A 24,070-nucleotide genomic window follows, 5' to 3' on the forward strand; every position below is an offset into this window, starting at 1 on the left:
AACAAGGTGAGGAATATCTCTGCGTGAACATAGCTCAAGGCTTGTTTAGGCGCAAATACTGCTCTCACCTTGCCTTATTGCTTTATTAAAAATACTTATTATTTTTAAGGATTGTAAACATACGAGGCGCAAAGTTTCCGCAAAGGAAAATTTTGCTATCTAGGGCCTGCTTAAAAAGTCTCAAGTGCCTCATATACAATCGGGCTAAGTGACGGAGTATTGTAATACTTCGAGCTTTAGCCCGGGAAGTAGATGAGGTGCTTGAGGCTAGAGCACTTGTAAATCAAATTTTGATTTACAAGTGCAAACAATAAGTAGTTTTAACTTAAAAAAGCTTGCACTTGCTGAAACTATTACTCAATAATCATTGATAAAATACCTTAAATGTACATTTTTATTACGTATTCTGTTTTTAAGCAAGCCCTATCTAGGAATTACAAGATTGTCAGCATTAATGCAAGATATCCTAGGCTGTTTGCAATAAGTTAATTCCCGATAATTCCTGTCCGATTTGATGAATTCCGTTCAATATTTTTTCAGTTTGTTTGGCAGATGGTTTTTTGGTTCCAGAAACGTACTGAGAAAGCAGGCTGGCATTCATTCCAATTTTTTCAGCTAAGAATTTGGAATTGATCACCTTATAGTATTTGAAAAATTGTTGGAAGTCTATTTCAAATTTTATATCGTTGGGCTCAATTTTTACCTTTTCTTCCTCAAAATACAATTCGCTTGCTTCGTAAGCATTCTTTATCAATTCAGGAACAGATAGTGCAGTTGTAAATATTGGATAATGAGCTGAATAAGCAGAAAACCCTGTGTTTGTCTTTTCAACAGTTAATATAATTTTCTTAATGGCCATAATTTTACCTTTTAATTCCTGCGTCTTTAAGAATTTTCTTTTCCAACCCTTTACCCATTTCTTGGCTGCCATGATTCGGGAAAATAATTATTCCTTTTTTTGAATCATGATGCATTTTTATATGTGAACCTTTTTGTGATACTGCATACCAACCATCCTTTGTCAATATTCGATAAAGTTCTTAACACTTCATACGGGTTGGTTTACTCTAGATCATAAAGGTAAATTATTATTTACTTTTTGAGAAACAAATACTTATGAAATTTGATATTTTTTATAATTTATTTCAGTTCATGAAATGCCCCAATAAAGAGATTAAATCTTAACATTTAAGTCTTGTACATTGAATCCTTTAAATACTGAATTTATGGCTTTTCTTTATTTAAAATTCCATAAACCAATTCTCCTAGTCTTTCCAGTAAAAAGTTGACTAACCTAACTCTGAAAACTCGATACTAGATACTGAATACTAGATACTGAACACTCGCTACTAACTAAAGTCCCTGATTTTTAGCAATCAATTCTGCCAAGTCAAAAACTTTTACATTGTGCTCTCTTTCTTTGTTTTTCACACCATCCGTCATCATGGTCATGCAGAAAGGACAGCCAGCGGCAATTACTTCTGCTCCAGTGTCTAATGCTTCTTCTGTTCTTTCGATATTGATCTCTTTATTGCCTTTCTCAGCATCTTTGAACATCTGTGCACCACCAGCTCCACAACAAAGGCCTTTGGTTTTGCATCTTTTCATTTCCACTAATTCAGCATCTAGGGCTTTGATTACATCTCTTGGCGCTTCATACACTCCATTGGCTCTTCCTAGATAGCAAGAATCATGGAAAGTGATTTTCCTTCCTTTGAATTCACCACCGTCTTGTAAAGTCACTTTCCCTTCGTTGATCAATCCTTGCAAGAATTGGGAATGGTGCACTACCTCGTAATTTCCACCCAATTCAGGATATTCATTTTTAATGGTATTGAAGCAATGCGGACAAGCCGTTACAATCTTTTTGATGTTGTAGCCATCCAAAACCTGAATATTACTCATGGCTTGCATTTGGAAAAGGAATTCATTGCCAGCTCTTCTTGCCGGGTCTCCTGTACAACTTTCCTCTGGTCCTAATACTGCAAAGTTGATGCCTACTTTATTCAATATTTTGGTAAAAGCAATGGTTACTGCTTTATAGCGGTCATCAAAAGAACCGGCACAGCCCACCCAAAATAATACCTCAGGAGCTTCTCCTTTAGCACTCATTTCTTGCATGGTTGGGACTTTATATGTTGAATCGCTCATAATATCTTGATTTATAATTTTCGTTACCTAAAATTTATTTCTCTTCTTCCTTTAGTTTATCTGCCCATTTGAAACGGTCAGTTGGAGGGAATTTCCAAGGCGCAAAGCTAGTTTCCACATTTTGGAACATGGCATTCCATGATTGCGGTGAACTGCTTTCTTCCATGGCCATATATCTTCTTCCCTGTAAAATGATATCCAAAGGATTGATGTTGATAGGGCATGCTTCTACGCAAGCATTGCAGCTCGTACAGGCATTTAATTCTTCTGCTGATATATAGTCATCGCTGAACAATGCACTCCCTGATTCGGCCTCTTTGCCCGCTTTAATATTATCCCCGATTTCGGTAATTCTATCTCGTGTATCCATCATGATTTTACGAGGGGAAAGTTTTTTACCAGTTAAATTGGCTGGGCATTCTGCGGTACATCTTCCACATTCTGTGCAGGCATAGGCATTCATTAAATTAACCCAAGTGAGATCGGTTGCATCTTTAGCTCCTAATCTGGCTACCTCTGCAGGAGGGTTTCCCGCATCCATTCCTAGCATGCTTTTTACCTCAGTAGTCACTTCATCCATATTATTCATTTTGCCTTGTGGTGTTATTCTGGCAAAGTATGTATTAGGGAAGGCCATGAATATATGTAAATGCTTAGAGTAGGTCACATAAACCGCAAATGCTAAAATTCCTATGATGTGGAACCACCACGCAAATCTTTCGGTGAACCTTAAAGCATCTACGCTCATGCCTTCGAATAGCGGTGTTAAAAAGCTACTAAAGAAAAAGCTTCCAGTTTGCACATAATGATCATCTTTCCCCTGTAAAAGCTGGTCAGTTGCATTCATGGTTAAAATTGCAAACATCAAGATGATCTCAATTACCAAGATCAAATTCCCATCCAATTTAGGCCACCCGCTTAAAGATTTTAATCTTTTTACAGGGACAACATTCCTTCTCCACAGAAAAGCCACACAGGAAACCAATACTGCTATAGCTAAAAACTCAAAAATATTAATAGCGACTGTATAAGCATCTCCTAAAACAGGGGCAAAAATTCTGTGAGTACCAGCTATTCCATCTATTATGAATTCAAGCACCTCTAAATTTATCACCAAAAACCCTACGTAGATTAACAGGTGAAGAAAAGCAGGGAGTGGTTTCTTGAACATTTTCTTTTGGCCAAAAGCAATTAGCAAAGTGTTCTTCCATCTTTGGCCTTTATTGTCACTTCTATCAACCTCTTTACCGAGATTGATATTTTTTTTAATGCTTCCTATCCTTTTTGCTAAAAAGTAACCTGCAACCGCAAGTACCAGTAAGAAAGCAATTTGCGAGATGTATTCCATAGTTGTTTGTTAATCGTTTAAAATTTTTATCACTTTTTTCTTAAAATCCTTTTGCAGGATAAATATTTCGCCTACTTTTGCACCACTCAATTACGGTGCTGTAGCTCAGTTGGTAGAGCATCGGACTGAAAATCCGTGAGTCGGTGGTTCGAATCCACTCAGCACCACAAGCCTTGCCTTTAAAAGCAAGGCTTTTTTTATGTTCTTTATGTTAATGTCAAGTACTGTCATTTTTTAATCAATTTTCTGTCTTAGCTTGCGAGTTGAATGAACTTAAATCTTTTCTCTCTTAAATTTACCAAAAAAAGATGATTTGATTACTGTTCATTTCACATACCAACTTATTATAAATATTAATCTATTGAAATTTAAAAATAATAGTTGAGTTTAAAAATAGTATGCATACATACTATTTTTCTGATAATTTAAAATCAATACAGATAAGCTTTTGTTTAGAATATAGAATTTTAGTTGTTACATTAGTAAATATAAAACACTTAAGCATTGATTAATCAATCTTTATTTAATCAGTATTTTGAAAGTATTCTGGTAAGTTACTCTGGGCAAGCGCTTTGGGGGCTAGGTCTTGCTTTAATTTTATGGTATTTTTATAGCTTATACCAACGAAAACATTTAAAATTATGGTCGTTTAGCTGGATTGCCTTTGCTTTCTATATCTGCTTTTCCTTAGCAACACTTTTTTGTGCTAAGAATCCAAATATCGGTCCTTTCTGGCAAAATATTTTCACATTTCTTTTTCAAATAGCTGGACTTATGCAAGTAGTCTGGTTATTGCAAGGTACCTATCATCTCATTCAAAGAAAATCTTTAAGCTTTAAACAAGAATATATCCAATATGCATTAGTGATATTTATTGCACTTGTTTGTTCTCTTTTTTATTTGATGGAGGATGAAGGGGGATATATTTTCTCCCTAGTGATTCCTTTTACCATCAAATCCTTAATTGTAGGCCTTGCCTTTGTTTTTGCAGGAGTGCAAATTATGAGGATTGGGCGAAGGGATAGTGCTGTGGGGAAAAAGCTTTTATGGATATCCTTTATGCTTTATGGCTTCGAAAACTTGAATTATGCGCTTGGTGGAATTCGAATGATTTTCGATGAGCATTTTATTTTAGAATTGGATAATACTTTAGGGGTAATTGATTTCTTATTACTTTCTTTTATAGGAATCGGGATGATTATCTGGTTATTGGAAGAAGAGCGTTCCGCCCTAGAAAAAACCAATCGGGAATTGGATAGTTTTCTTTACAGTACATCTCATGATTTACGGGCTCCGGTAGCATCTTTGTTGGGTTTAATTAATATTGCTAAGCATGACATAAAAGATGAAGCAGGTCAGCAATATGTGCAAATGATGGAGGAGCGTGTAAAAAAACTGGATCATATTTTCGGTGATATTCTCAATTATTCACGCAATATTAAAACGGAAATCAACCTCAAGACTTTTAGATTGGGCGAAATGGTGGAAGATGTGATTACAGATGTGAAATTCAATCAAGGAGCTGACAGCATCCGATTGGACTATGACGAGCAAATTCATCATATTTTAAGAACGGATTATTATCAATTGAAAGTAGTGTTAGGCAACTTAATCTCTAATGCGGTTAAATACCATGATGCCAAAAAGCCTGATCAATTTATTGCCATCCGATTCGAAAAAGTGGACAGGGATGTTCATATTTCAGTGGAAGATAACGGAATTGGGATTGCGCCCGAAAGCCAACATAAGGTATTCGATATGTTTTACAGAGCCACAAGCGAAGCAGAAGGCTCTGGATTAGGTTTATTTATTGTGCAACAAGCACTAGAAAAAATCAATGCGAGAATAACGCTTGTTTCGGAATTAGGCAAGGGCAGTATTTTTAAAGTGATCATTGAAAATGCTGGGGTAAAGTTGGATGATTAGTCCCCTAGCCCCCTAGCCCCCAAAAGGGGACTTTTCGCACAGATTTGATTCTTCATTTACAAAGAGGCTATGAGCCTTTTACACGATCAAAGATTGTAACATCCTTATATAGAGTACCAAACCGCACTTTTATGTGAAATTAATTATTAGATTCTATATAAAAACCTATTACCTCAAATGCTTCAAATTAATCACCTCTTTCTCTTTCAAAAACCTCCATTTGCCTCTTGCTAAATCTTTTTTGGTTAACCCTGCAAAGGTTGTTCGGTCTAATTTTACAACCTCATAACCCAAATGTTCAAAGGTTCTTCTAACAATTCGATTTCGTCCCATTCTAATTTCCATGCCTAGGCTTTTAGCATCTGGTGTGAGGAGGGCTAAATTATCTACTTTCACTTCTCCATCTTCCAAGGTAATGCCTTCTTGAATTTTCAGGAAGTCTTCTTCAGTAATGGGTTTATCCAGTTCAACTTGATAGATTTTTTTAATCTTATGAGAAGGATGAGTCAATTTCTTGGCAAGTTCACCGTCATTAGTAAAAAGTAAAAGCCCTGTAGTATTTCGGTCTAATCTGCCAACTGGGTAAATACGTTCATCACCAGCTGCGGAAATCAAATCCATCACAGTTTTCCTTCCTTTTGGGTCATCCATGGTAGTGATGAAGCCCTTTGGTTTATTGAGTAACACATACACTAATTTCTCTCTCCTGATAGGTTTGCCTTCAAAGGCCACATTGTCCATTGGCTTTACTTTAAAGCCGAGTTCAGTCACTACTTTGTTATTGACTTTCACTTTTCCATCAGCTATGTGCTTGTCGGCCTCCCTTCTGGAACAAATCCCAGCATTGGCAATATATTTATTTAAACGAATACCATCCTTAAGCTCCTTTTCTTTTACCTCAGCAGATTTAAGTTTTTTGATATCATAATCGGGTGTTTCCGCTTTCCGTTGATTGGAAAATTTCTTTACCTGATGAGATTTATGGGGTTTCTGACCTTTCGGAGTCTTCTTATTATGCATAGTGATGAAATTTTATAGTAATTGACATTGTCCATTACACTTACATTAATCGCCAAAACCTGTGTCTTCACAGGCTTCTTAATCCGAAGCGTTTTGTGAAGTCCTGTCTGCACAGGCAGGCACAAAACAAGGCGGATATCTGACGTCAAGTAGAAATTAATTCAATACAAAACTACGCTTCTATTCTGACTAATCCTCGTTTTCTTTTTCTATTTGGTTTTAATGTTAGCTTTTCCTGCTAAGTAATTAATAGCTTATTTCATTCCAAATGATTTTAATGCTTGATATTTCAAATATTTGCTAGTCATCATATAGTTGGATTTTAAGGCATTTTCATATTTGGTAATTAAGATTTGATTACAGGAATTAGCTATCTCCAACAGCTTTTGAAATATAAGGTCACCCCTATAGGGGTTTGGTTTATCAGCATAACTGTAAATTACCATAAGGCCGTCCATACTGGACTTAATAGCTATTAAAGGAGCGTTATCATGAAAAATGTCTTTTGAATAAATCTTTAACTTATTTTCATTCTCTTTCTTGTTCCACATATTTATCAATATCAAGATTTTCCCAGATTTCTGATCCAAGTGAATTTAATTCAGTTAAATCATGTGTAATGGAATTGGATTCTTTTTTACTGATTTTTAATTGTTTAATTAACTGTTCTGCTAAAGAAAGTCTGGATTTATAGTCCAATTTATTAATTTGAGAAAGTATATTCTGAATTCTAACTGAAGTCTCCATTTTCTTGTTTTTTAACTACTTAGCTAATATACGAAAATTTGTTTAGGTATGATTTGGTTTCAACTACTTGTTAAAATTTATTTAGTTTGGCTTGAATTCTGAGGTAGGAATTTGCAAGCTTTCCTGTAAAACTGTTGTCTAATAAAATTTATTAAATCCCAATCTTGGAAAGCTATACCGACTAATCCTCGTTTTCTTTTCCTATTTGATTTTCTTCTTGGGAAAAGTCTTTTGGGGTAGGTAAATCTTTCAAATCATTGATACCGAAATACTCCATAAAATTTTGGCTGGTGCCATAAAGAATGGGTCTTCCAATGGCATCAGCTTTGCCTTTTATTTCCACTAATTCCTTTTCCAAAAGTTTTTGGACGGTATAATCGCAATTTACTCCACGAATTTGCTCCATTTCCCCTTTGGTAATAGGTTGTTTGTAAGCAATGATAGATAGGGTTTCCAAGGCTGAAGTGGATAGTCTTTTCTTGGATTGTTGTTTGAGCATGATTCCGATACTGGCTTGATAGGCGGGTTTCGTCATAAATTGATACCCGCCCCCAACATGCTCTACTTGAAATGAGTATTCATCAGAATCATACTTCTTAAGAATCTTTTCGAGGGCATCTTCTATGTCCTCCTTAGGAATATCTGCTTCAAACATTTCTGATAAGCATTTTTGGATTTCTTGCAACTTCAAGGGTGAAGTAGCACAGAATATCAATGCTTCAATATGGTTGAGCAGAAAATCCATTAATTATCTTGTGCTAATTTTGCTTCAATAGATTGAGTAGTATGTGGTACCGCTCTCAATCTTTCTTTAGAGATTAACTTGCCTGTAACTGAGCAAATTCCGTAGGTACCATTTTTAATTCTTACCAAGGCATTTTCTAAATTGGTGATGAATTTTTGCTGGCGGGCAGCCAACTGATTCATGCTTTCCTTTTCCATTGTATCGGCACCATCTTCCAAAACTTTTACATTTCCAGAAGTTCCGTCCGTTCCGGAATCATCTGAGCGGGTAATAGTTGATTTAATATATCTTAATTCTTCTTTGGCTTTATCTAATTTGCTGGTGATTAACTCTTCAAATTCTTTAAGCTCATCTGCACTATATCGGGTTTTCTCATTATCACTCATAACATGTATAGATTAGTTTTAATTGCGGCAAAAATAAATGCTTTACTTGAAAACAAAAACTATTTAATGAATAAATCAGCTATTATTTCGGTGTTAAGTAAATTATAATCGATGTATTATTTTAATAATGTTGAAATTGTCCAAATATTATTTTTTAGGACGATTTGCAAAGGCTACTCCCAATATAATAAGTACAATTCCGATATAATGACCAAGAACCAAAATTTCTCCATCCAACAATCCCCAAATTATAGCTATAACAGGAATTAAATAAGTCACGAAACTGGTGAAAACAGGAGAAGTCAATTTTACCAACCGATTGAAAAGGATTAAAGCAAAAGCAGTTCCGATAACGCCTAAAATACTTATGTACAATAATGCTCGCCAAGCGCCTTCTTCATATTGCATTTTACTAACGAAATCGCTGGAACCAAATAAAAAACCTCCTGCTAATGGTGCTATCAAAACAAGCGAAATACTTGTGATCATCCTAGGCGTTAAAATGCTAAATTGGGTTTTGATGATATTCAAATTGAATCCATAACAAAGCGTGGCTAAAATCACGAATATGGCATAAAAGTTAAAATTTCCGAGTTCACCACCCGATCCTGCCACAATCAATACAATGGTTCCTCCAAAACCTAAAGCAATGCCTAAACTATCCCTAAGCTTTAAACTTCCCTTAAAAAACACTACGCCCACCAACAATGCAAAAATGGGTGTTAAGGCATTTAATACACCCGTAATACCACTTTCCAACTGTGTTTGAGCATAGGCAAACAGAAAAGCTGGACCAAAACTGCCCACCATTCCTGAAATAAAAAGCCATTTCCACTGCCTTTTATTTAAAGTTTTAAGTTTGGGTAGAGATAAAGGCAATAGTACAATTGCCGCTGAAAATATTCGAATTGCGCCCACTTCACCTGCTGAAAACACTAACAGGCCTTTTTTGATAAGTATAAAAGAACTTCCCCAAATAAGCGCCAGTAAAATTAATAATCCATAAACTAGAACAGGGCTGACAGATTCCTTTTCGCTCATATTCTTTCCATCATTTGAGCAGAAAAGACTTCATTTACCTCGTCCAATGTATCCAAAACCGATTGATAATTTTCACCTTCTACCAATCTTGTGCGATAGGGCTTAAAATGAGGGATCCCTTTAAAATAATTGGTGTAATGCCTTCTCATCTCATAGATACCCACTTTTTCACCTTTCCATTCCACTGAAAATTTCAAATGTTTTTTTGCAGTCTCAACTCTGTCTTCCAAATTCGGAACAGGTAAAATTTCACCTGTTTTCAGGAAGTGTTTAATTTCATTGAAAATCCAAGGATAGCCAATAGCAGCACGTCCAATCATGATGCCATCTACTCCATATCTTTCTTTGTATTCTAAAGCTTTTTGTGGGGAATCAATATCACCATTGCCAAAAATCGGAATTTGGATGCGAGGATTATTTTTGACTTTGGCAATAAGCGACCAATCGGCTTCTCCTTTATACATTTGTTGTCGGGTTCTACCGTGAATAGACAAGGCTTTTATCCCTACATCTTGTAATCTTTCGGCTACTTCTTCAATATTTTTGGAAGATTCATCCCACCCCAAACGGGTTTTGACAGTCACGGGCAGGTCGGTGGCTTTCACCACTGATTCCGTTAATCTTACCATTAAATCCACATCTTTCAATACACCTGCTCCGGCTCCTTTCGTCACCACTTTTTTTACTGGGCAACCAAAGTTGATATCCACCAAATCTGGTTGGGTTGCATTTACGATGCTGGTTGCCATGGACATGGCTTCTTCATCCCCTCCAAATATTTGAATTCCGATGGGCTTTTCATAATCGAAAATATCGAGTTTTTGCCTGCTTTTTATAGCATCTCGAATCAATCCTTCAGAGGAGATAAATTCTGTGTACATCAGGTCTGCACCATTATCTTTACAGACTGCCCTGAAGGGCGGATCGCTCACATCTTCCATGGGTGCCAAAAGCAATGGAAATTCGCTTAATGATATGTTTCCTATCTTTACCAATTTGATAATCTTAATTTTGGTGTAAATTTACGCACTATATGAATTCTTTAAAGCATAACAACCCACAAATTCTCCATAAAAATCCCTGGACTTCCATTTTTTACCTTGTATTGCTGTTTTTGGCTTGGAATCTTTTTAGTCAATTAATCGGTACTGTTATTGCCGTAGTGGCTGTAGGCGTAGATTTCATGGAAAGTCAACAGCTTTTGGAGCCTCCATTCAGCTCTAAAAGTAAAATTTTTATGTACATAGCCCAAGGTATTAGCCATTTCCTTGGATTCACGCTTTTTGCCCTGTTTTTTATAAAAGTGATGGATAAAATGAGTTTAAAAAATTATTTTAATTCAAAAAATCTTGGGGTTCAACCCTTAATTTTAATTGTTTTGGCCACCTTTTCATTTATGATATTCAATTCCCTAATTATTGAATGGAATATGAATATCGAATTTCCTGATTTCATGAAAGGTTTTGGTGACTGGGCTAGAAATATGGAAGATCGTTTGATGAAACTTACGGAACTACTCAGTTCTTATGGAAGCTTTGGCGAGATGTTAATAGCCTTGGTTATTATAGGGATCTTACCTGCAGTTGGAGAAGAATTGGTTTTCAGAGGGCTTTTGCAAAATAAACTACAAACTGCCACCAAAAATGCGCATTTGGCGATATGGGTTAGTGCTATCATTTTTGGGGCATTCCACATGCAATTTTTCGGGGTAGTGCCTCGAATATTATTGGGGGCATTATTTGGCTATATTTATCTGTATTCTGGGAATATATGGTATCCTATACTTGCCCATTTTGTTAATAATGGCTTGGCAGTAATAGTAATGTATTTTGGGCCAAAGTATGTTAATGACTTTGACCCAATGGAAGTGGATACAGCAGTGCCTTTATATGTTTCCATTATTGGATTATTCGCTTGTCTAATGTTTTTCTATTATTTTAAAAAATTAATAAAGCAGACAGCACAAGAATGAGGAACTGGAAGACTGTTTTCAAAACGGACAAGCTGTATCAGGCGCAAATCGTAAAAGATTATTTGCAGGATAAGGAATTGCATGCCATTATTGTAGATAAAAAAGATTCAGCCTATTTGTTGGGCTATTACGAAATCGCAGTTACGGTGGAAGAGGTAATGCGGGCGATAAAACTAATTGAAGATGATATCAAATTTGAGTAAATACAATAATTTAACCCAAAGAATTATTGCGGCTTTGTTGGGGGTTGCTATAATTCTATCAGCAATCGTTTATAGTGAATGGACTTATTTCGCAGTCTTTTTTATTCTTTGTGCACTGACCCAATTAGAATTTTATAAATTGGTGGGCTTGGACGGTATGTTGCCCCTCAAGTTTTGGGGTACGATTACAGGATTGTCAATATACAGTATTACATTTTTGGTTTATGCCGAACATCTCGACCCACGGATTTATTTTATCATAGCACCCATCGCTTCAACTGTCTATTTTGTTAAGCTTTACAAAAAGAATGATAAAAAGCCTTTCACAAATATTGCCTACACTTTTCTAGGGATCATTTATGTGGCGGTTCCATTCGCACTTTTACATATTGCCGTTTTTTATAATGATACTTACAGTTTCCAAATAATAATTGGAGCCCTTTTTATTCAATGGGCTAGTGATACAGGAGCATATTTCGCAGGTGTAAAATTTGGGAAGCGAAAATTATTCGAAAGAATTTCCCCGAAAAAAACTTGGGAAGGAGCTTTAGGAGGGACTATTTTGGCATTTATTTTTGCCATTATTATGGCGGCCAATTTTGATGAGATTGCAGACTGGCAGTGGTTGTGTATTGCAGGTATTATTGTGATAGCAGGAACTTATGGGGATTTGGTGGAATCACTTTTCAAAAGAAGCATTGAAGTTAAAGATTCAGGCTCTATAATTCCGGGTCATGGTGGCTTTTTGGATAGATTTGACGGACTTTTGTTGTCCGCACCATTTATTTCTGCTTTTTTGATGCTTTTTGAATGATTTTTACAACATTAGCACCATAAAAAGTAAAAATCAGTTAACAAATACTTAATTTTACCGCAAAGTTTTTAAAAAAAACAAATACTACTATGGGTTATATTGAACCGGCTCCAATTAAAGACTCAGAAAATCCTTTCGAGTCCATGATGTCGCGATTTCATATCGCAGCTCAACACTTAGGTTTAGACGATGAAATTTACAATGTTTTGAAATCACCTGCCCGCCAGGTTATTGTTAATCTGCCTATCACCATGGATGATGGCTCAATTCAGGTTTTTGAGGGCTATCGTGTGATTCACTCTACTATTTTAGGCCCATCAAAAGGTGGTGTTCGCTATGATATGGGAGTGAATATTGATGAAGTAAAAGCACTAGCGGCATGGATGACATGGAAGTGTGCTGTTGTGGATATTCCCTATGGCGGTGCCAAAGGAGGCATCAAATGTAATCCAAGGTCAATGTCTGCTGGTGAAATCGAAAGATTGACTCGTTCATACACAGAATCAATGGTTGATGTATTCGGTGAGGATAGAGATATTCCAGCTCCTGATATGGGCACTGGACCAAGAGAAATGGCTTGGATGATGGATGCTTATTCCAGATCCAAAGGTATGACCGTAAATGCTGTGGTGACTGGTAAGCCCTTAGTATTGGGAGGATCATTAGGAAGAACAGAAGCAACAGGCCGTGGCGTAATGGTTTCGGCTTTGGCCGCTATGGAGAAATTGAAGATTAATCCTTATAAAGCCACGATGGCAGTTCAAGGATTCGGAAACGTAGGTTCTTTTGCTGCTTTATTATTGGAAGAAAGAGGGGCGACAATTCATGCAATTTCTGATATCTCGGGAGCTTACTATAATGAAAATGGCATTGACATTAAGAAAGCCATTGAATATAGAAACAATAATAATGGAACATTGGAAGGTTTTGATGGTGCTGAAAAGATTGACGGAAAAGAAATATTAACCTTAAATGTGGACGTTTTAATCCCGGCCGCTATGGAAGATGTCATCACCCATGAAAATGCTAGTAAAATTCAAGCCAAACTGATAGTGGAAGGTGCCAATGGGCCTACCTCGGCTAGAGCCGATAATATTATCAATGAAAAAGGAATAATGGTAGCTCCGGATATTTTGGCGAATGCCGGTGGTGTAACTGTTTCCTATTTTGAGTGGGTACAAAACAGACTAGGTTACAAATGGACTCGTGAACGTGTAAATAGACGTTCAGACAGGATTATGAAAGATGCCTTTGAAGCCGTTTATAAAACCTCACAGGAATATAATGTACCGATGAGAATTGCGGCTTATATAGTGGCAATTGATAAGGTTTCGCAGACCTATAAATATCGTGGCGGTTATTAATCTAAAGTTTTTATAGAAATATTCAAAAGCGCAGTCTCCTGCGCTTTTTTTGTGTATCGAAAATCCCCTGCATCAATAGTTCCGTGCGTCACCCCTTTGAAGAAAGGGGTCTTGTCATATTGAAACGAAGTTTCAATTATCCTGTCCGCCTAAAATCACTACTCTTCCATGGCTGGTGGCACACCTGCCATCTGCATAAATAGCAATTAATATTTTAACCTTTGGTTAAAATCAATAGATACCCGCCTACGCGGGTATGACGTCCTAATCTTATTGCGTATTAAATATTTAGATAATTTACTTTATTCAAGCTTATTTTAGGTCATTTTTTTGCACATATTAACAATTACCCAATGAAATCAATTCATTAGTAATTATATTTGATTGTTTTTTAATTAAAGATTATGACTTTACATAAAGAAGGAAGGAAAATTTTATTTTTCTCATTGATATTGTTTGTGGCAATATATTTTGTTTTTGAGTATGCATTGGCTACTCCAAAATGGGTAAATGATTCGGTTTTAGTAGCATTGATTGTGCTTTATCTGGTGATTTTACAATTCTTCCGTAGCCCGAAATTCATTATCAATAAAAATGAACAACATGTTTTGGCCCCGGCCGATGGAAAGGTTGTAGTAATAGAGGACACTGAGGAGCAAGAATATTTTAAAGGAAAAAGAAAGCAGATTTCCATTTTCATGTCTCCTGTAAATGTGCATGTTAATAGAAGCCCAATTTCTGGTGTGGTAAAATTTTGTAAATATCATGCGGGAAAATATTTAGTGGCTTGGCACCCTAAATCAAGTACTGAAAATGAAAGAACCACCATAGTAGTAGAAAATGGAAATGGAGTGGAAGTTTTGTTCAGGCAAATTGCAGGAGCAATGGCCAGAAGGATCAAATGGTATGTGAATGAAGGCGATATGGTAGAGCAAGGAGGAGAATTCGGATTTATAAAATTCGGTTCTCGTGTTGATATTTACTTACCACTGGATTCAGAAGTTAAAGTAAATATTGGAGATAAAACTAAAGGCGGTAGGACTGTTATTGCAGAGTTGAAATCCTAAATTTGAAAACTAAAAAGACCATAGGCAGAATTGATAAACTCGACTTACCTGAGCTAGGGTTAGAGAAAGTTCAGGCTAAAATTGATACAGGGGCTTATACCTCTGCTATTCATTGCTCTAAAATTCATATTGAAAAAAAGGATGGAAGAGAGTTTTTGGTTTATACAATAAGTGGAAAACGCTTAGGTCATGGCATGAAAGCCAAAAAGTTCAAAACGGCTGATTTTAAATTGAAAAGAATTAAAAGTTCTAACGGACAAGTACAGGAGCGCTATGTGGTAAAAACCAAAATCAAAATTTTCAATAAGATTTATAATACAGAATTTTCCCTATCAGACCGAAGTCACATGAAAAATCCAATTTTATTGGGTAGGAAATTATTGAGTGGTAGATTTGTGGTGGATGTAACAGAAGAAAATCTTTCGTATCAGTATCATCAAAACGGTCGATAACCAACTTTTTATTGAGGTGACACAATGCAATGATTTATTTTTCTACCAAACCACAAAATTTTTACAATTAATATAATGAATATTAGAATTGGCACCCGAGGCAGTAAGCTAGCATTATGGCAAGCCGAGTATGTAAAGGCTCGAATTGAGAAAGCTGGACATACTGCTGAAATTAAAATCATTCAAACGAAAGGGGACAAAATTTTGGATGTAGCCATTTCCAAAATCGGGAGCAAGGGGGTTTTTACAGAAGAAATAGAAGCCCAACTAGCAGAAGGCAATATTGATATTGCCGTACATAGTGCTAAAGATATGCAATCTGAACTCCCTCAAGGCTTTGATTTAATTGCTTTTACCGAAAGGGAAAAAGTAAATGATGTCTTGGTTTCCCATAAAGAATCCATAGACATCAATGATAAAGAAAATCCTATTGTAATCGGAACTTCTTCCACTCGAAGGATTGCCACTTTAAAGCATTTTTATCCGCATATTAAAACAGTGGATATCCGAGGAAATCTTCAAACCAGAATCAGGAAAATGGAGGAAGGTTTATGCGATGCTATTTTACTGGCTTATGCAGGTGTGCATAGAATGGAATATGATGATAAAATAAAATTAGAGCTTTCTACTAAGGAATTTATTCCGGCAGTAGGACAAGGCTCTGTTGCCATTGAGGTTCATGAAAGCATTTCTGATGATAAAAAACAAATGCTAAGATTTGCACTCAATCACAGAAATACGGAATATTGCCTTCGAGCAGAAAGAGCCTATTTACGTTATTTGCAAGGGGGTTGTAGCATACCGGTATTCGGATTGGCCAATCTCAATACAAATTCAATTGAAATGGAAGCGGGCATCATCAGTTTGGATGGAAAGGAAAGAATATCAATGAAATTGACAGATGAAACATCTAGGGCAGAAGAATTAGGGACATTATTGGCTCGTCAAATATTAAGTAAAGGTGGAGATAGAATTTTAAAAGAAATAAGAGAACAACTTTCAGAATAGTTATGAAAAATAAGAACAGTTTAATTTTAGCATTTTCAATATTGGTTTTATTGGCTTCCTGTCAAACTTCAAGGGATTCCGTGGTGGTGTTTCATACTCAATATGGTGATATGAAAGCCATTTTGTATGAAGAAACCCCAAAGCATAAAGAAAATTTCATTAAGTTGGTTGAGTCTGGAAAATATGATAGTACCATTTTTCACAGAGTGATTGAAAATTTTATGGTGCAAGGTGGAGATGTCAATCAAAAAGAAGACATAGAGGATGAGGACAAAGTCAATTATAATATTGATGCCGAAATTGTCCCTGACTTTTGGCATGTAAAAGGTGCTTTAGCTGCTGCACGCCAAGGTGATCAGGTAAACCCGGAGAAAAAATCCAGTGGGTCTCAATTTTATATTGTGCATGGTCAGACTTTTGAGGAAAGTGATTTAACTCAAATGGCCGAAGGCAGGGTTTTTCAGGAAAAGCAGTTAAAATTAAGGGAGTGTTTAGCCATGAAGAAATATGCAAACCTGAGAAATGAAGTCATAGAAATGCAAAAGGCACAGGATATGGAAGGCTTGCAAAATTTTATGGAAACTACAGCAGATTCTTTGGTTGAAAAAGAATTTGGTGAAATTGAAGCCTACACATTTTCTGATGCTCAAATAAAAGATTATGAAACTGTAGGAGGTGCCCCACATCTGGATGGTGAATACACGGTTTTTGGTAAAGTGGTAGAAGGTTTAGCAGTGATAGATTCCATTGCTTCAGTGAGAACAGCAGGAGCCGACAAACCGGTAAAAGACATTTTTATGACGGCTGAAATTGAAAAAATGTCAAAAAAGAAAATAACTGAGCAATACGGTTACGAATATCCTGAAGAAGAAAAATGAAAATTTTAATTACAGGTTCCAACGGATTATTGGGTCAGAAATTAGTTCAGTTAATTACTCGAGAAGGTAAACATGAACTTATTGCCACTGCACGGGGTGAAAACCGTCTGCCATTTGAGAAAGGATATATTTTTGAAAGCCTTGATATCACAAAGGAAGCTGAAATTGAGGCTATCGTCAAAAAACACCAACCTGAGGTGATCATCAATACTGCCGCCATGACCAATGTTGATCAGTGCGAAACTGAGCGGGAAGATTGTTGGAATTTAAATGTGACTGCAGTAGAATATTTAATAAAAGCTTCGAAAAAGCACAATGCTTTCCTTTTGCAACTTTCTACAGATTTTATTTTTGATGGTGAAGATGGTCCTTATGATGAAGAAGCAGAAGCCAATCCTGTAAGTTATTATGGGGAAAGTAAATTGGCGGCAGAGCAATTAATATTGGAAAGTAAAATCGATTGGTCTATTGCTAGAACTGTTTTGGTTTATGGCATTGCACATGATATGAGCCGATCTAATATTATTCTCTGGGTTAAAAAATCGTTGGAAGAAGGAAAGGAAATCCAAGTGGTTGATGACCAATGGAGAACTCCAACTCTGGCAGAAGATTTAGCCAAAGGATGCTTGTTGATTGCAGAGAAAAAGGCAAAAGGGATATTTAATATTTCTGGAGATGATTTATTAACTCCTTATGAAATGGCCGTGAAAACAGCTGAATTTTTTAAACTGTCTCAGTCTAGTATGACCAAAACCGATAGTACTAAATTCAAGCAAACAGCCAAAAGACCTCCAAAAACCGGTTTCATTTTAGATAAAGCGAAAAGAGAATTGAGCTACAAACCACATACTTTTGAAGAAGGGATAAAGGTTTTGGCGGATCAGATAAAGTAATTTGTAAATCATTGGATTTCTCTGAAGAGGCTTTTACTTGCTTGCTCCAAGCAATCCTTAGGATTTTTAATGGCCTCTTCTTGATTTCCGGCAATATCCGTTAAGCTAAGAACCACTTTTATTTCTTTTGTTAACTTATTCTTTAAGGCATTAAAACCAACAATTAAAAATAGCGGTTTTTGATATTTTTGACATGATTCCAGCACACCAGAAACCACCTTCCCCTTAAACGACTGTTCATCGAGTTTTCCTTCACCGGATATCACCATATCAGCATTTTTCACCTTTTCATCCAAACCTAGTGTTTCTGCTATATAGTTAATTCCTGAATATAAATCTGCCTTTAGAAAGAATGTAGCTCCACCTCCCATTCCTCCCGAAGCTCCTGCTCCAGGGAATTCGTCTATATTAAAATCATATTGCTGGAAAATTATATCCTTAAGATGCTTCATTCCTTTATCCAAAAATTCTAAATCTTTTTCTAAAGCTCCTTTTTGAATGGCGTATTGATAAGTTGCACCATTTTTACCAGTTAAGGGATTGTTCACATCGGTTAATACATTTACATTTATTCCTTTCAAAATATTTTGTTTGGGTAATTTGATAGAAGCAATCTCCCCTAAATTCTGAGCAGTAGGTAGAAAATCTTTCCCATTTTTATCTAGAAATTCAAATCCTAAAGTTTTTGCCATGCCTGTTCCTGCATCACTTGTGGCACTACCGCCAATGCAAAGAATAATATTTTGACATCCTTTCTTGACGGCATCCTTCATCAATTCGCCAGTTCCGAAAGAAGTGGTTTTCAAAACATTTTGCTCCTGCTTTTTTAACAGTTGCAAACCTGAAGCAGAAGCCATTTCTATAAAAGCCGTTTTTTCTTTAATAAAATATTGTGCTTGAATTTTTCGCATTAACGGGTCATGTACAGCACTGATGACTACTTCTGCCTGTGATTGAATTGCCAATATTTCAGCTGAACCTTCCCCGCCATCTGCCATGGGTAAAAGCTCAATTTCAAATTCATGAGATTCCTTTTTTAACGTACCCCCAATGATTTGGCAGACTTCTTTGGCAGACAAACTATGTTTAAACTTATCAGGAGCTATTAAAATTTTCATAGGGGATAAAATATTCTTTATATTAAAACAATTTTGTGAACATGGAGAACTTTTATACTATTATTTTCTGGATTGTGCTATCCATCATTCTGATTATCCTCGGAACAGCACGTTTTAAACTTCACCCTGCCATTGTTCTTTTTTCTGTTGCACTTTTAACCGCAATTGGCTTAGGATTTCCCGTAATTCAATCAGTTGAAGTCATTAGTTTTGGCTTTGGTAATATGCTGGCCAGTATCGGAATACTGATTTTATTGGGATGTGTATTGGCCGTGATATTAGAAGAACTACAATCCATAAAATATCTTTCCAATTTATTTATTCGTGTATTTGGATTAAAAAAGCCTTTTTTGCTTTTAAGCTCCCTGGGCGGTTTAATTGGAATCCCTGTTTTTTGTGATGTCGCTTATATTATCCTTTCTGATTTTAGTAAAACACTAGCGGGGCAAGCTAAAGTAAGCAGAATTTCCACATCAGTCACCATTGCATCCTCATTATATATAGCACATAATTTAATTCCTCCAACTCCTGGTCCGTTGGCGGTAATAGGGAATTTCGGGGTAGCAGACCAACTCGGACTGGTCTTTTTATTGGGAATTGTAATAAGCTTGTTTTTAGTTCTAATACTGAGTCTCTATGCTCGTTTTATATCTAGAAGAACACTAAATGAAGATATTGAAATGGAAGATGAGAATGATGAAAGCAGTACTTCAAAGCTATCTTCCAACATTATTTTACCTTTAATTTTACCCATTATACTCATTGCAAACGGTAGTATTTTAGGCATAATCGATTCAGAAAATTCGATTTTAATTGCACTAGAAACTATAGGTAATCCCATTATTGCATTGGCCATTGGAGTACTGATTGGCTTATATTTATTAAAGAAGAAGTCAAAAGAACTCAAAACAGACTTAATCAAAAAAGCCATTTTACAAGCAGGTCCTATTTTGGTTATTACTGGCCTAGGAGGATCTTATGGGCAGGTCATTAAAGAAAGCGCCTTTTCCGATTTACTGATTGACAGTATTAATATCCAAACGCAAGAACCCTTTATGATATTAATTATAGCCTACTTGATGGCATTTTTTATTAAAACAGCTCAAGGTTCTAGTACTTCAGCCATGATTATTGTCAGTGCTATTATTGCACCACTCATAATTGGTTCTACCTTAGATACCGTAATGGGAACCTCTCTTTTGGTTTTAGCCATCGGTTCAGGGGCCATGATGGTAAGCCATAGCAACGATTCATACTTTTGGGTAGTAAAAGAATTTAGTGGAATGAGTGTTAAACAAGCATTGAAAAGATATAGTATTGGAACTATTTTATTGTCTGTAAGTTCCATGTTAATGGTTATGCTTATGTTTTGGATTTTGGGTTGAAAATATTACTTTTTAATAAAGACTTTATTTAAAGATGACAGATTATATTTGGTACACGAGCTATGGTTCCAATATCTCTTATGATAGATTTATGTGCTACATTCAAGGAGGCAAGCCAGAGGGTGCCACTAGAATTTATCATGGATGTGAAGACCAAACTCCTCCCTTAGACCAAAAACCTATTGAAATACCACATGAATTATACTTCGCTAAAAATGCAAAAGTATGGAATGGTGGCGGTGTTTGTTTTATCAATCCTGATAAAAACCACAAGGCTGAAACGCTTGGCAATATGTATCTGATTAAACGTCAGCAGTTTATAGAAGTGGTTCAACAAGAAAACAATGCTCATAAACCAACGGATATAAATTTTGAAAGAGCTAAAAATCAAGAATCCTCAGTCATAAAAGAAAATAGCTGGTATGGTAATTTGTTGTGTTTAGGGGAAAAAGATGACGCCCCAATCTTTACATTTACTAATGAGGGTTACTTGTCTGGCGAGATTAACCAACCTAATCATCATTATTTAAAAACCATAATTAAAGGTTTATTAGCTACTCATCAACTTAGTCAATCTGAATTAGAAGCATATTTTCTTTCTAAAAAAGGTATAGATAAAGGAATTATTACTGAGGTGATCAATCAACTTTAAAAAATTTCAGATTAATCCTACTTTACCAAGCTCACTTAAATTATATAATATGAATTCCGGTCGGTGGCACACCGACCGGGTAGATTCCATGGTTGGTGGCACACCAACCATTTAAACCTCATTGAGAACCTAACAGTATTCGATAAAATAGAATAGAAATAAAAACTATTCTTTAATTGTTACGTATTTAATAAATATTACTATAATTGTAACATAATTTTAAATTAGTAACATTTTAAATTCATGACGAAAAGTCAAAAAGCGATATTAGCCAGTGCCACAGCTTTATTTTGGAAATACGGTTTAAAGAAAGTGACCGTAGAGGAAATCTGTGATAATGCAGGTGTGAGTAAAATGACTTTCTACAGGCGGTTTGTAAATAAGGAACATGCTGCGGAAGAAATTCTTGAAGAAATTTTAGAAGATAATTTAAGGAGATATTCTGCCATTATGGATGAGAAAAAGCCATTTCCTGAAAAAATTAATGAGATTTTAAAACTCAAACATCAAGAAGCAAAGAAAATGAGCAAGGATTTCATCAATGAAATTCTAATTGAAGATGGATCTGCACTAAGTGAACTTATTCAAAGATATACACTAAAATCCTATAAAGTAATGATAGCTGATTTTGAAAAAGCTAAAAAAGAAGGATGGGTAAGAGAAGACCTAAAGCCCGAATTTATAATGGATATGTTAGGCGTTATTAGAACTAAAATGCAGGATGAAAACTTCTTAAAAATGTTCAAAAGCATGGATGAAGCCATAATGGAATTAAGCAATTTCTTCTTTTACGGAATTTTTGTCAAACGATGACCTATGAAAGCCTACATTATCATATTGTTGATATTCTTCCCTCTCCTTCTGAAAAGTCAGGTTTCATGGGATGGACAAGTGTCTGTTTTTGGTAATTATAGCCCTGATAATCAGTATGAGTTATTCATGGGTGGGCGCTATATACCCGAAATCAATTATACCCATTCCTTAGATTCTGGTAAAAGCTTTGATGTTTTAGCTTCTGCCAATATCAGTGGTTCTATTCTTTCAGACCCATTTCAAGATAATCAAACAGATGGAAATTTAGACCCTTATCGACTTTGGGCTCGCTATGCTGGGCAAAATTTTCAAATTAGGGCAGGCTTGCAAAAGTTGGATTTTGGAGTGGCAACTTTGCTCCGACCCTTGCAATGGTTTAACCAAATTGATCCGCGCGATCCTCTGGCTTTAACCAATGGAGTTTATGGACTCATGGTAAACTACTATTTTAAAAATAACGCCAATATTTGGGCTTGGGGCTTATATGGAAATAGTAAAAGAAGAGGATTTGATGCCATCGAAACTAATGATAAAATCCCTGAATTTGGTGGGAGGGTTCAATTCCCGCTTCTAACGGGAGAAATTGGATTTACTTACCACCATAGAAAAGCTGATGCAAGTGATTTTTTTAATGAGAATGCACTCAATAGTATAGCTGAAAACAGATGGGCAATAGATGTCAAATTAGATTGGGTGGTTGGTTTATGGATGGAAGCCACTTACATTCACAAAGCAGAAAACATTGGGCTTTTGACAAATCAAAATCTGATAAATCTAGGTACAGATTATACTTTCGGCCTAGGAAATGGACTTACTGTTATAACGGAACATCTTTTATATGGAAATAGTGAGGATTACTTTTCTGATAACTATGCAAATATTACAGCCACTAGTTTGAATTACCCATTAGGCTTTTTTGATAGCTTAAGTGGCTTGGCTTATTACAGCTGGGAAACCGAAAGCACCACTTTTTTTCTAAATTACCAACATCAGTTCAAGAAAATTATAGGCTATTTAATGGCTTATTATAATCCTTCCGAATTTCAAGGAATTCAGCAAAATGAATTAGTCAATAACTTTTCAGGACCTGGAGTACGCATTATGCTGGTCTTAAATCACTAAATAAAATGCTTATGGAACCTATCATCAAACTTGAAAATGTAACCAAAAAATTTCCTGAAGGAGAAGGGGAATTTGTGGCATTGAAAAATATCAATCTCAATTTTGAGAAGGGTGAGTTTTCGGGAATAGTCGGCCCCAGCGGTTCTGGAAAAACCACTTTATTGAATATTATTGGTTCGTTGGATCAGCCGAGTAGTGGAAATGCTTGGGTGATGGATAAAAATGTGGCAGAATTAAGCCATAAAGAGTCGGCTCAGCTTAGGAATCTACATTTGGGCTTTATTTTTCAGGTATATAATTTATTGCCTGTTTATACGGTTTTTGAGAATGTTGAATTTGCATTGCTCCTACAAAACAAAAGCAAGGAAGAAAGAAGAAAGGCAGTCATGCAAGCTTTGGAATGGGTCGGTTTGGAAAATATACCCGATAAAAAACCATCAAAGCTCTCAGGTGGAGAAGGTCAAAGAGTAGCCATTGCAAGGGCAATGGTGAAAGAACCTAAAATTGTGTTGGCGGATGAACCAACAGCCAATTTGGATGCAACCAATGCTCATGCGATTATCCAAACTATGAAAAAGCTTAATGAGGAGCTTGGTACTACTTTTCTATTTTCCACTCATGATGAAAAGGTAATGCAATATCTGAATCGCATCATCCATCTAAAAGGTGGGGAAGTGGAAAAAGATGAGATCATAACAGCGCAAAATCAATAGTCATGAAGCTCGCATTTCAATTGGCATATCGGAATTTAGTAGGTGCAGGATTGCGCACCTGGCTGAACGTTGGGATTTTAGCTTTCACTTTCATTGTCATTATATTTTTTAATGGCTATTTGGATGGCTGGAATCTGCAAGCACAAAGGGAAAGTATTAAATGGGAATATGGAAATGGTCAACTTCGTCATCAAGATTACGACCCTTTAGATCCATTTACTTTAACGGATGCTCATGGCAAATTAGCATCAT

At 35.9% G+C, this 24,070-nt stretch carries 27 protein-coding genes, 1 tRNA gene and 1 pseudogene; 17 read left to right on the top strand and 12 right to left on the bottom strand.

The genetic code is table 11. The features are described from left to right. Positions 1-466: 466 nt before the first annotated feature. The 4 genes from ACFE0M_RS17955 to ACFE0M_RS17970 all read right to left on the bottom strand — a co-directional run bounded on the left by ACFE0M_RS17955 (position 467) and on the right by ACFE0M_RS17970 (position 3,499). On the bottom strand, positions 467-931 hold the full coding sequence (locus ACFE0M_RS17955; protein ID WP_434547206.1) for a helix-turn-helix domain-containing protein: 465 nt from the start codon (positions 929-931) through the stop codon (positions 467-469). Beyond that, positions 864-1,025, bottom strand: a complete 162-nt coding sequence (locus tag ACFE0M_RS17960) for a type II toxin-antitoxin system HicA family toxin (protein ID WP_434547175.1) — start codon at positions 1,023-1,025, stop codon at positions 864-866. Before ACFE0M_RS17960 ends, ACFE0M_RS17955 begins: the two co-directional genes overlap by 68 nt. Positions 1,026-1,353: 328 nt before the next feature. Further along, on the bottom strand, positions 1,354-2,151 hold the full coding sequence (locus ACFE0M_RS17965; protein WP_434547176.1) for a (Fe-S)-binding protein: 798 nt from the start codon (positions 2,149-2,151) through the stop codon (positions 1,354-1,356). A 34-nt stretch (positions 2,152-2,185) separates the two neighbouring features. Beyond that, entirely contained in the window at positions 2,186-3,499 is a 1,314-nt protein-coding gene (locus ACFE0M_RS17970) for a 4Fe-4S dicluster domain-containing protein (RefSeq protein ID WP_434547177.1), read from the bottom strand. Positions 3,500-3,593: 94 nt separating this feature from the next. Between ACFE0M_RS17970 and ACFE0M_RS17975 the strand changes: the two genes are divergently transcribed. Together ACFE0M_RS17975 and ACFE0M_RS17980 are read left to right on the top strand one after the other, a co-directional pair. Beyond that, positions 3,594-3,666 (top strand) — tRNA-Phe (locus ACFE0M_RS17975). A gap of 607 nt (positions 3,667-4,273) precedes the next feature. Beyond that, on the top strand, positions 4,274-5,425 hold the full coding sequence (locus ACFE0M_RS17980; RefSeq protein WP_434547178.1) for a sensor histidine kinase: 1,152 nt from the start codon (positions 4,274-4,276) through the stop codon (positions 5,423-5,425). A 168-nt stretch (positions 5,426-5,593) separates the two neighbouring features. Here the strand turns inward: ACFE0M_RS17980 and ACFE0M_RS17985 are convergent, their stop codons facing one another. The 7 genes from ACFE0M_RS17985 to dusB all read right to left on the bottom strand — a co-directional run bounded on the left by ACFE0M_RS17985 (position 5,594) and on the right by dusB (position 10,359). Next, positions 5,594-6,445 carry a pseudouridine synthase gene (locus ACFE0M_RS17985; RefSeq protein ID WP_434547179.1) on the bottom strand — a complete coding sequence of 284 codons (852 nt, stop codon included), beginning with the start codon at positions 6,443-6,445 and terminating at the stop codon, positions 5,594-5,596. Between the two features lie 254 nt (positions 6,446-6,699). After that, positions 6,700-6,996: a hypothetical protein gene (locus tag ACFE0M_RS17990; RefSeq protein ID WP_434547180.1), complete on the bottom strand. Its 297-nt coding sequence runs from the start codon at positions 6,994-6,996 to the stop codon at positions 6,700-6,702. Beyond that, the gene (locus ACFE0M_RS17995; RefSeq protein WP_434547181.1) at positions 6,974-7,192 is read right to left on the bottom strand and encodes a hypothetical protein; all 219 of its coding nucleotides are present in this window, start codon (positions 7,190-7,192) and stop codon (positions 6,974-6,976) included. The genes ACFE0M_RS17990 and ACFE0M_RS17995 overlap by 23 nt, the downstream gene beginning before the upstream one ends. A gap of 181 nt (positions 7,193-7,373) precedes the next feature. After that, positions 7,374-7,937 carry an SMC-Scp complex subunit ScpB gene (gene scpB, locus ACFE0M_RS18000; RefSeq protein WP_434547182.1) on the bottom strand — a complete coding sequence of 188 codons (564 nt, stop codon included), beginning with the start codon at positions 7,935-7,937 and terminating at the stop codon, positions 7,374-7,376. Next, on the bottom strand, positions 7,937-8,323 hold the full coding sequence (locus tag ACFE0M_RS18005) for a TraR/DksA family transcriptional regulator (protein WP_434547183.1): 387 nt from the start codon (positions 8,321-8,323) through the stop codon (positions 7,937-7,939). Before ACFE0M_RS18005 ends, scpB begins: the two co-directional genes overlap by 1 nt. A gap of 147 nt (positions 8,324-8,470) precedes the next feature. Next, positions 8,471-9,364, bottom strand: coding sequence for a DMT family transporter (locus tag ACFE0M_RS18010; protein ID WP_434547184.1), 894 nt, complete (start codon positions 9,362-9,364; stop codon positions 8,471-8,473). Next, positions 9,361-10,359, bottom strand: a complete 999-nt coding sequence (gene dusB / locus ACFE0M_RS18015; RefSeq protein WP_434547185.1) for a tRNA dihydrouridine synthase DusB — start codon at positions 10,357-10,359, stop codon at positions 9,361-9,363. The genes ACFE0M_RS18010 and dusB overlap by 4 nt, the downstream gene beginning before the upstream one ends. Before the next feature lie 38 nt (positions 10,360-10,397). Between dusB and ACFE0M_RS18020 the strand changes: the two genes are divergently transcribed. From ACFE0M_RS18020 to ACFE0M_RS18060, 9 genes are all read left to right on the top strand, one after another. Beyond that, complete coding sequence (locus ACFE0M_RS18020; protein WP_434547186.1) at positions 10,398-11,336, top strand: lysostaphin resistance A-like protein; 939 nt, start codon at positions 10,398-10,400, stop codon at positions 11,334-11,336. Then, a complete protein-coding gene (locus ACFE0M_RS18025; RefSeq protein WP_434547187.1) occupies positions 11,333-11,539 on the top strand; it encodes a hypothetical protein in 207 nt (68 codons plus the stop codon). The genes ACFE0M_RS18020 and ACFE0M_RS18025 overlap by 4 nt, the downstream gene beginning before the upstream one ends. Next, positions 11,520-12,353, top strand: a complete 834-nt coding sequence (locus ACFE0M_RS18030) for a phosphatidate cytidylyltransferase (protein ID WP_434547188.1) — start codon at positions 11,520-11,522, stop codon at positions 12,351-12,353. The genes ACFE0M_RS18025 and ACFE0M_RS18030 overlap by 20 nt, the downstream gene beginning before the upstream one ends. Before the next feature lie 89 nt (positions 12,354-12,442). Beyond that, a complete protein-coding gene (locus tag ACFE0M_RS18035) occupies positions 12,443-13,717 on the top strand; it encodes a Glu/Leu/Phe/Val family dehydrogenase (RefSeq protein WP_434547189.1) in 1,275 nt (424 codons plus the stop codon). A 404-nt stretch (positions 13,718-14,121) separates the two neighbouring features. Then, positions 14,122-14,784 (top strand): phosphatidylserine decarboxylase family protein, encoded by a 663-nt coding sequence (locus ACFE0M_RS18040; protein ID WP_434547190.1) that lies wholly within the window; start codon positions 14,122-14,124, stop codon positions 14,782-14,784. 2 nt (positions 14,785-14,786) lie between these two features. Further along, a complete protein-coding gene (locus ACFE0M_RS18045; protein WP_434547191.1) occupies positions 14,787-15,236 on the top strand; it encodes an ATP-dependent zinc protease family protein in 450 nt (149 codons plus the stop codon). A gap of 75 nt (positions 15,237-15,311) precedes the next feature. Continuing rightward, positions 15,312-16,244, top strand: a complete 933-nt coding sequence (gene hemC, locus ACFE0M_RS18050) for a hydroxymethylbilane synthase (protein WP_434547192.1) — start codon at positions 15,312-15,314, stop codon at positions 16,242-16,244. Positions 16,245-16,246: 2 nt separating this feature from the next. Then, positions 16,247-17,122 carry a peptidylprolyl isomerase gene (locus tag ACFE0M_RS18055; protein WP_434547193.1) on the top strand — a complete coding sequence of 292 codons (876 nt, stop codon included), beginning with the start codon at positions 16,247-16,249 and terminating at the stop codon, positions 17,120-17,122. After that, positions 17,119-18,015: an SDR family oxidoreductase gene (locus tag ACFE0M_RS18060; RefSeq protein WP_434547194.1), complete on the top strand. Its 897-nt coding sequence runs from the start codon at positions 17,119-17,121 to the stop codon at positions 18,013-18,015. The genes ACFE0M_RS18055 and ACFE0M_RS18060 overlap by 4 nt, the downstream gene beginning before the upstream one ends. 8 nt (positions 18,016-18,023) lie before the next feature. Here the strand turns inward: ACFE0M_RS18060 and ACFE0M_RS18065 are convergent, their stop codons facing one another. Continuing rightward, positions 18,024-19,133, bottom strand: coding sequence for a glycerate kinase (locus ACFE0M_RS18065; RefSeq protein ID WP_434547195.1), 1,110 nt, complete (start codon positions 19,131-19,133; stop codon positions 18,024-18,026). 41 nt (positions 19,134-19,174) lie between these two features. Between ACFE0M_RS18065 and ACFE0M_RS18070 the strand changes: the two genes are divergently transcribed. The 6 genes and pseudogenes from ACFE0M_RS18070 to ACFE0M_RS18095 form a co-directional block, all read left to right on the top strand. After that, positions 19,175-20,518 (top strand): GntP family permease, encoded by a 1,344-nt coding sequence (locus ACFE0M_RS18070; RefSeq protein WP_434547196.1) that lies wholly within the window; start codon positions 19,175-19,177, stop codon positions 20,516-20,518. A gap of 34 nt (positions 20,519-20,552) precedes the next feature. Next, positions 20,553-21,170, top strand: a complete 618-nt coding sequence (locus ACFE0M_RS18075) for a hypothetical protein (RefSeq protein ID WP_434547197.1) — start codon at positions 20,553-20,555, stop codon at positions 21,168-21,170. Positions 21,171-21,413: 243 nt separating this feature from the next. Then, positions 21,414-21,983: a TetR/AcrR family transcriptional regulator gene (locus tag ACFE0M_RS18080; RefSeq protein ID WP_434547198.1), complete on the top strand. Its 570-nt coding sequence runs from the start codon at positions 21,414-21,416 to the stop codon at positions 21,981-21,983. Between the two features lie 3 nt (positions 21,984-21,986). Then, a complete protein-coding gene (locus ACFE0M_RS18085) occupies positions 21,987-23,105 on the top strand; it encodes a hypothetical protein (protein ID WP_434547199.1) in 1,119 nt (372 codons plus the stop codon). 11 nt (positions 23,106-23,116) lie between these two features. Beyond that, on the top strand, positions 23,117-23,818 hold the full coding sequence (locus ACFE0M_RS18090) for an ABC transporter ATP-binding protein (RefSeq protein ID WP_434547200.1): 702 nt from the start codon (positions 23,117-23,119) through the stop codon (positions 23,816-23,818). Between the two features lie 2 nt (positions 23,819-23,820). Continuing rightward, positions 23,821-24,070: pseudogene (locus tag ACFE0M_RS18095) on the top strand (ABC transporter permease); the annotation flags it as partial.

Origin of the sequence: Marivirga sp. (assembly GCF_051117495.1) — a bacterium.
Lineage (GTDB): Bacteria > Bacteroidota > Bacteroidia > Cytophagales > Cyclobacteriaceae > Marivirga.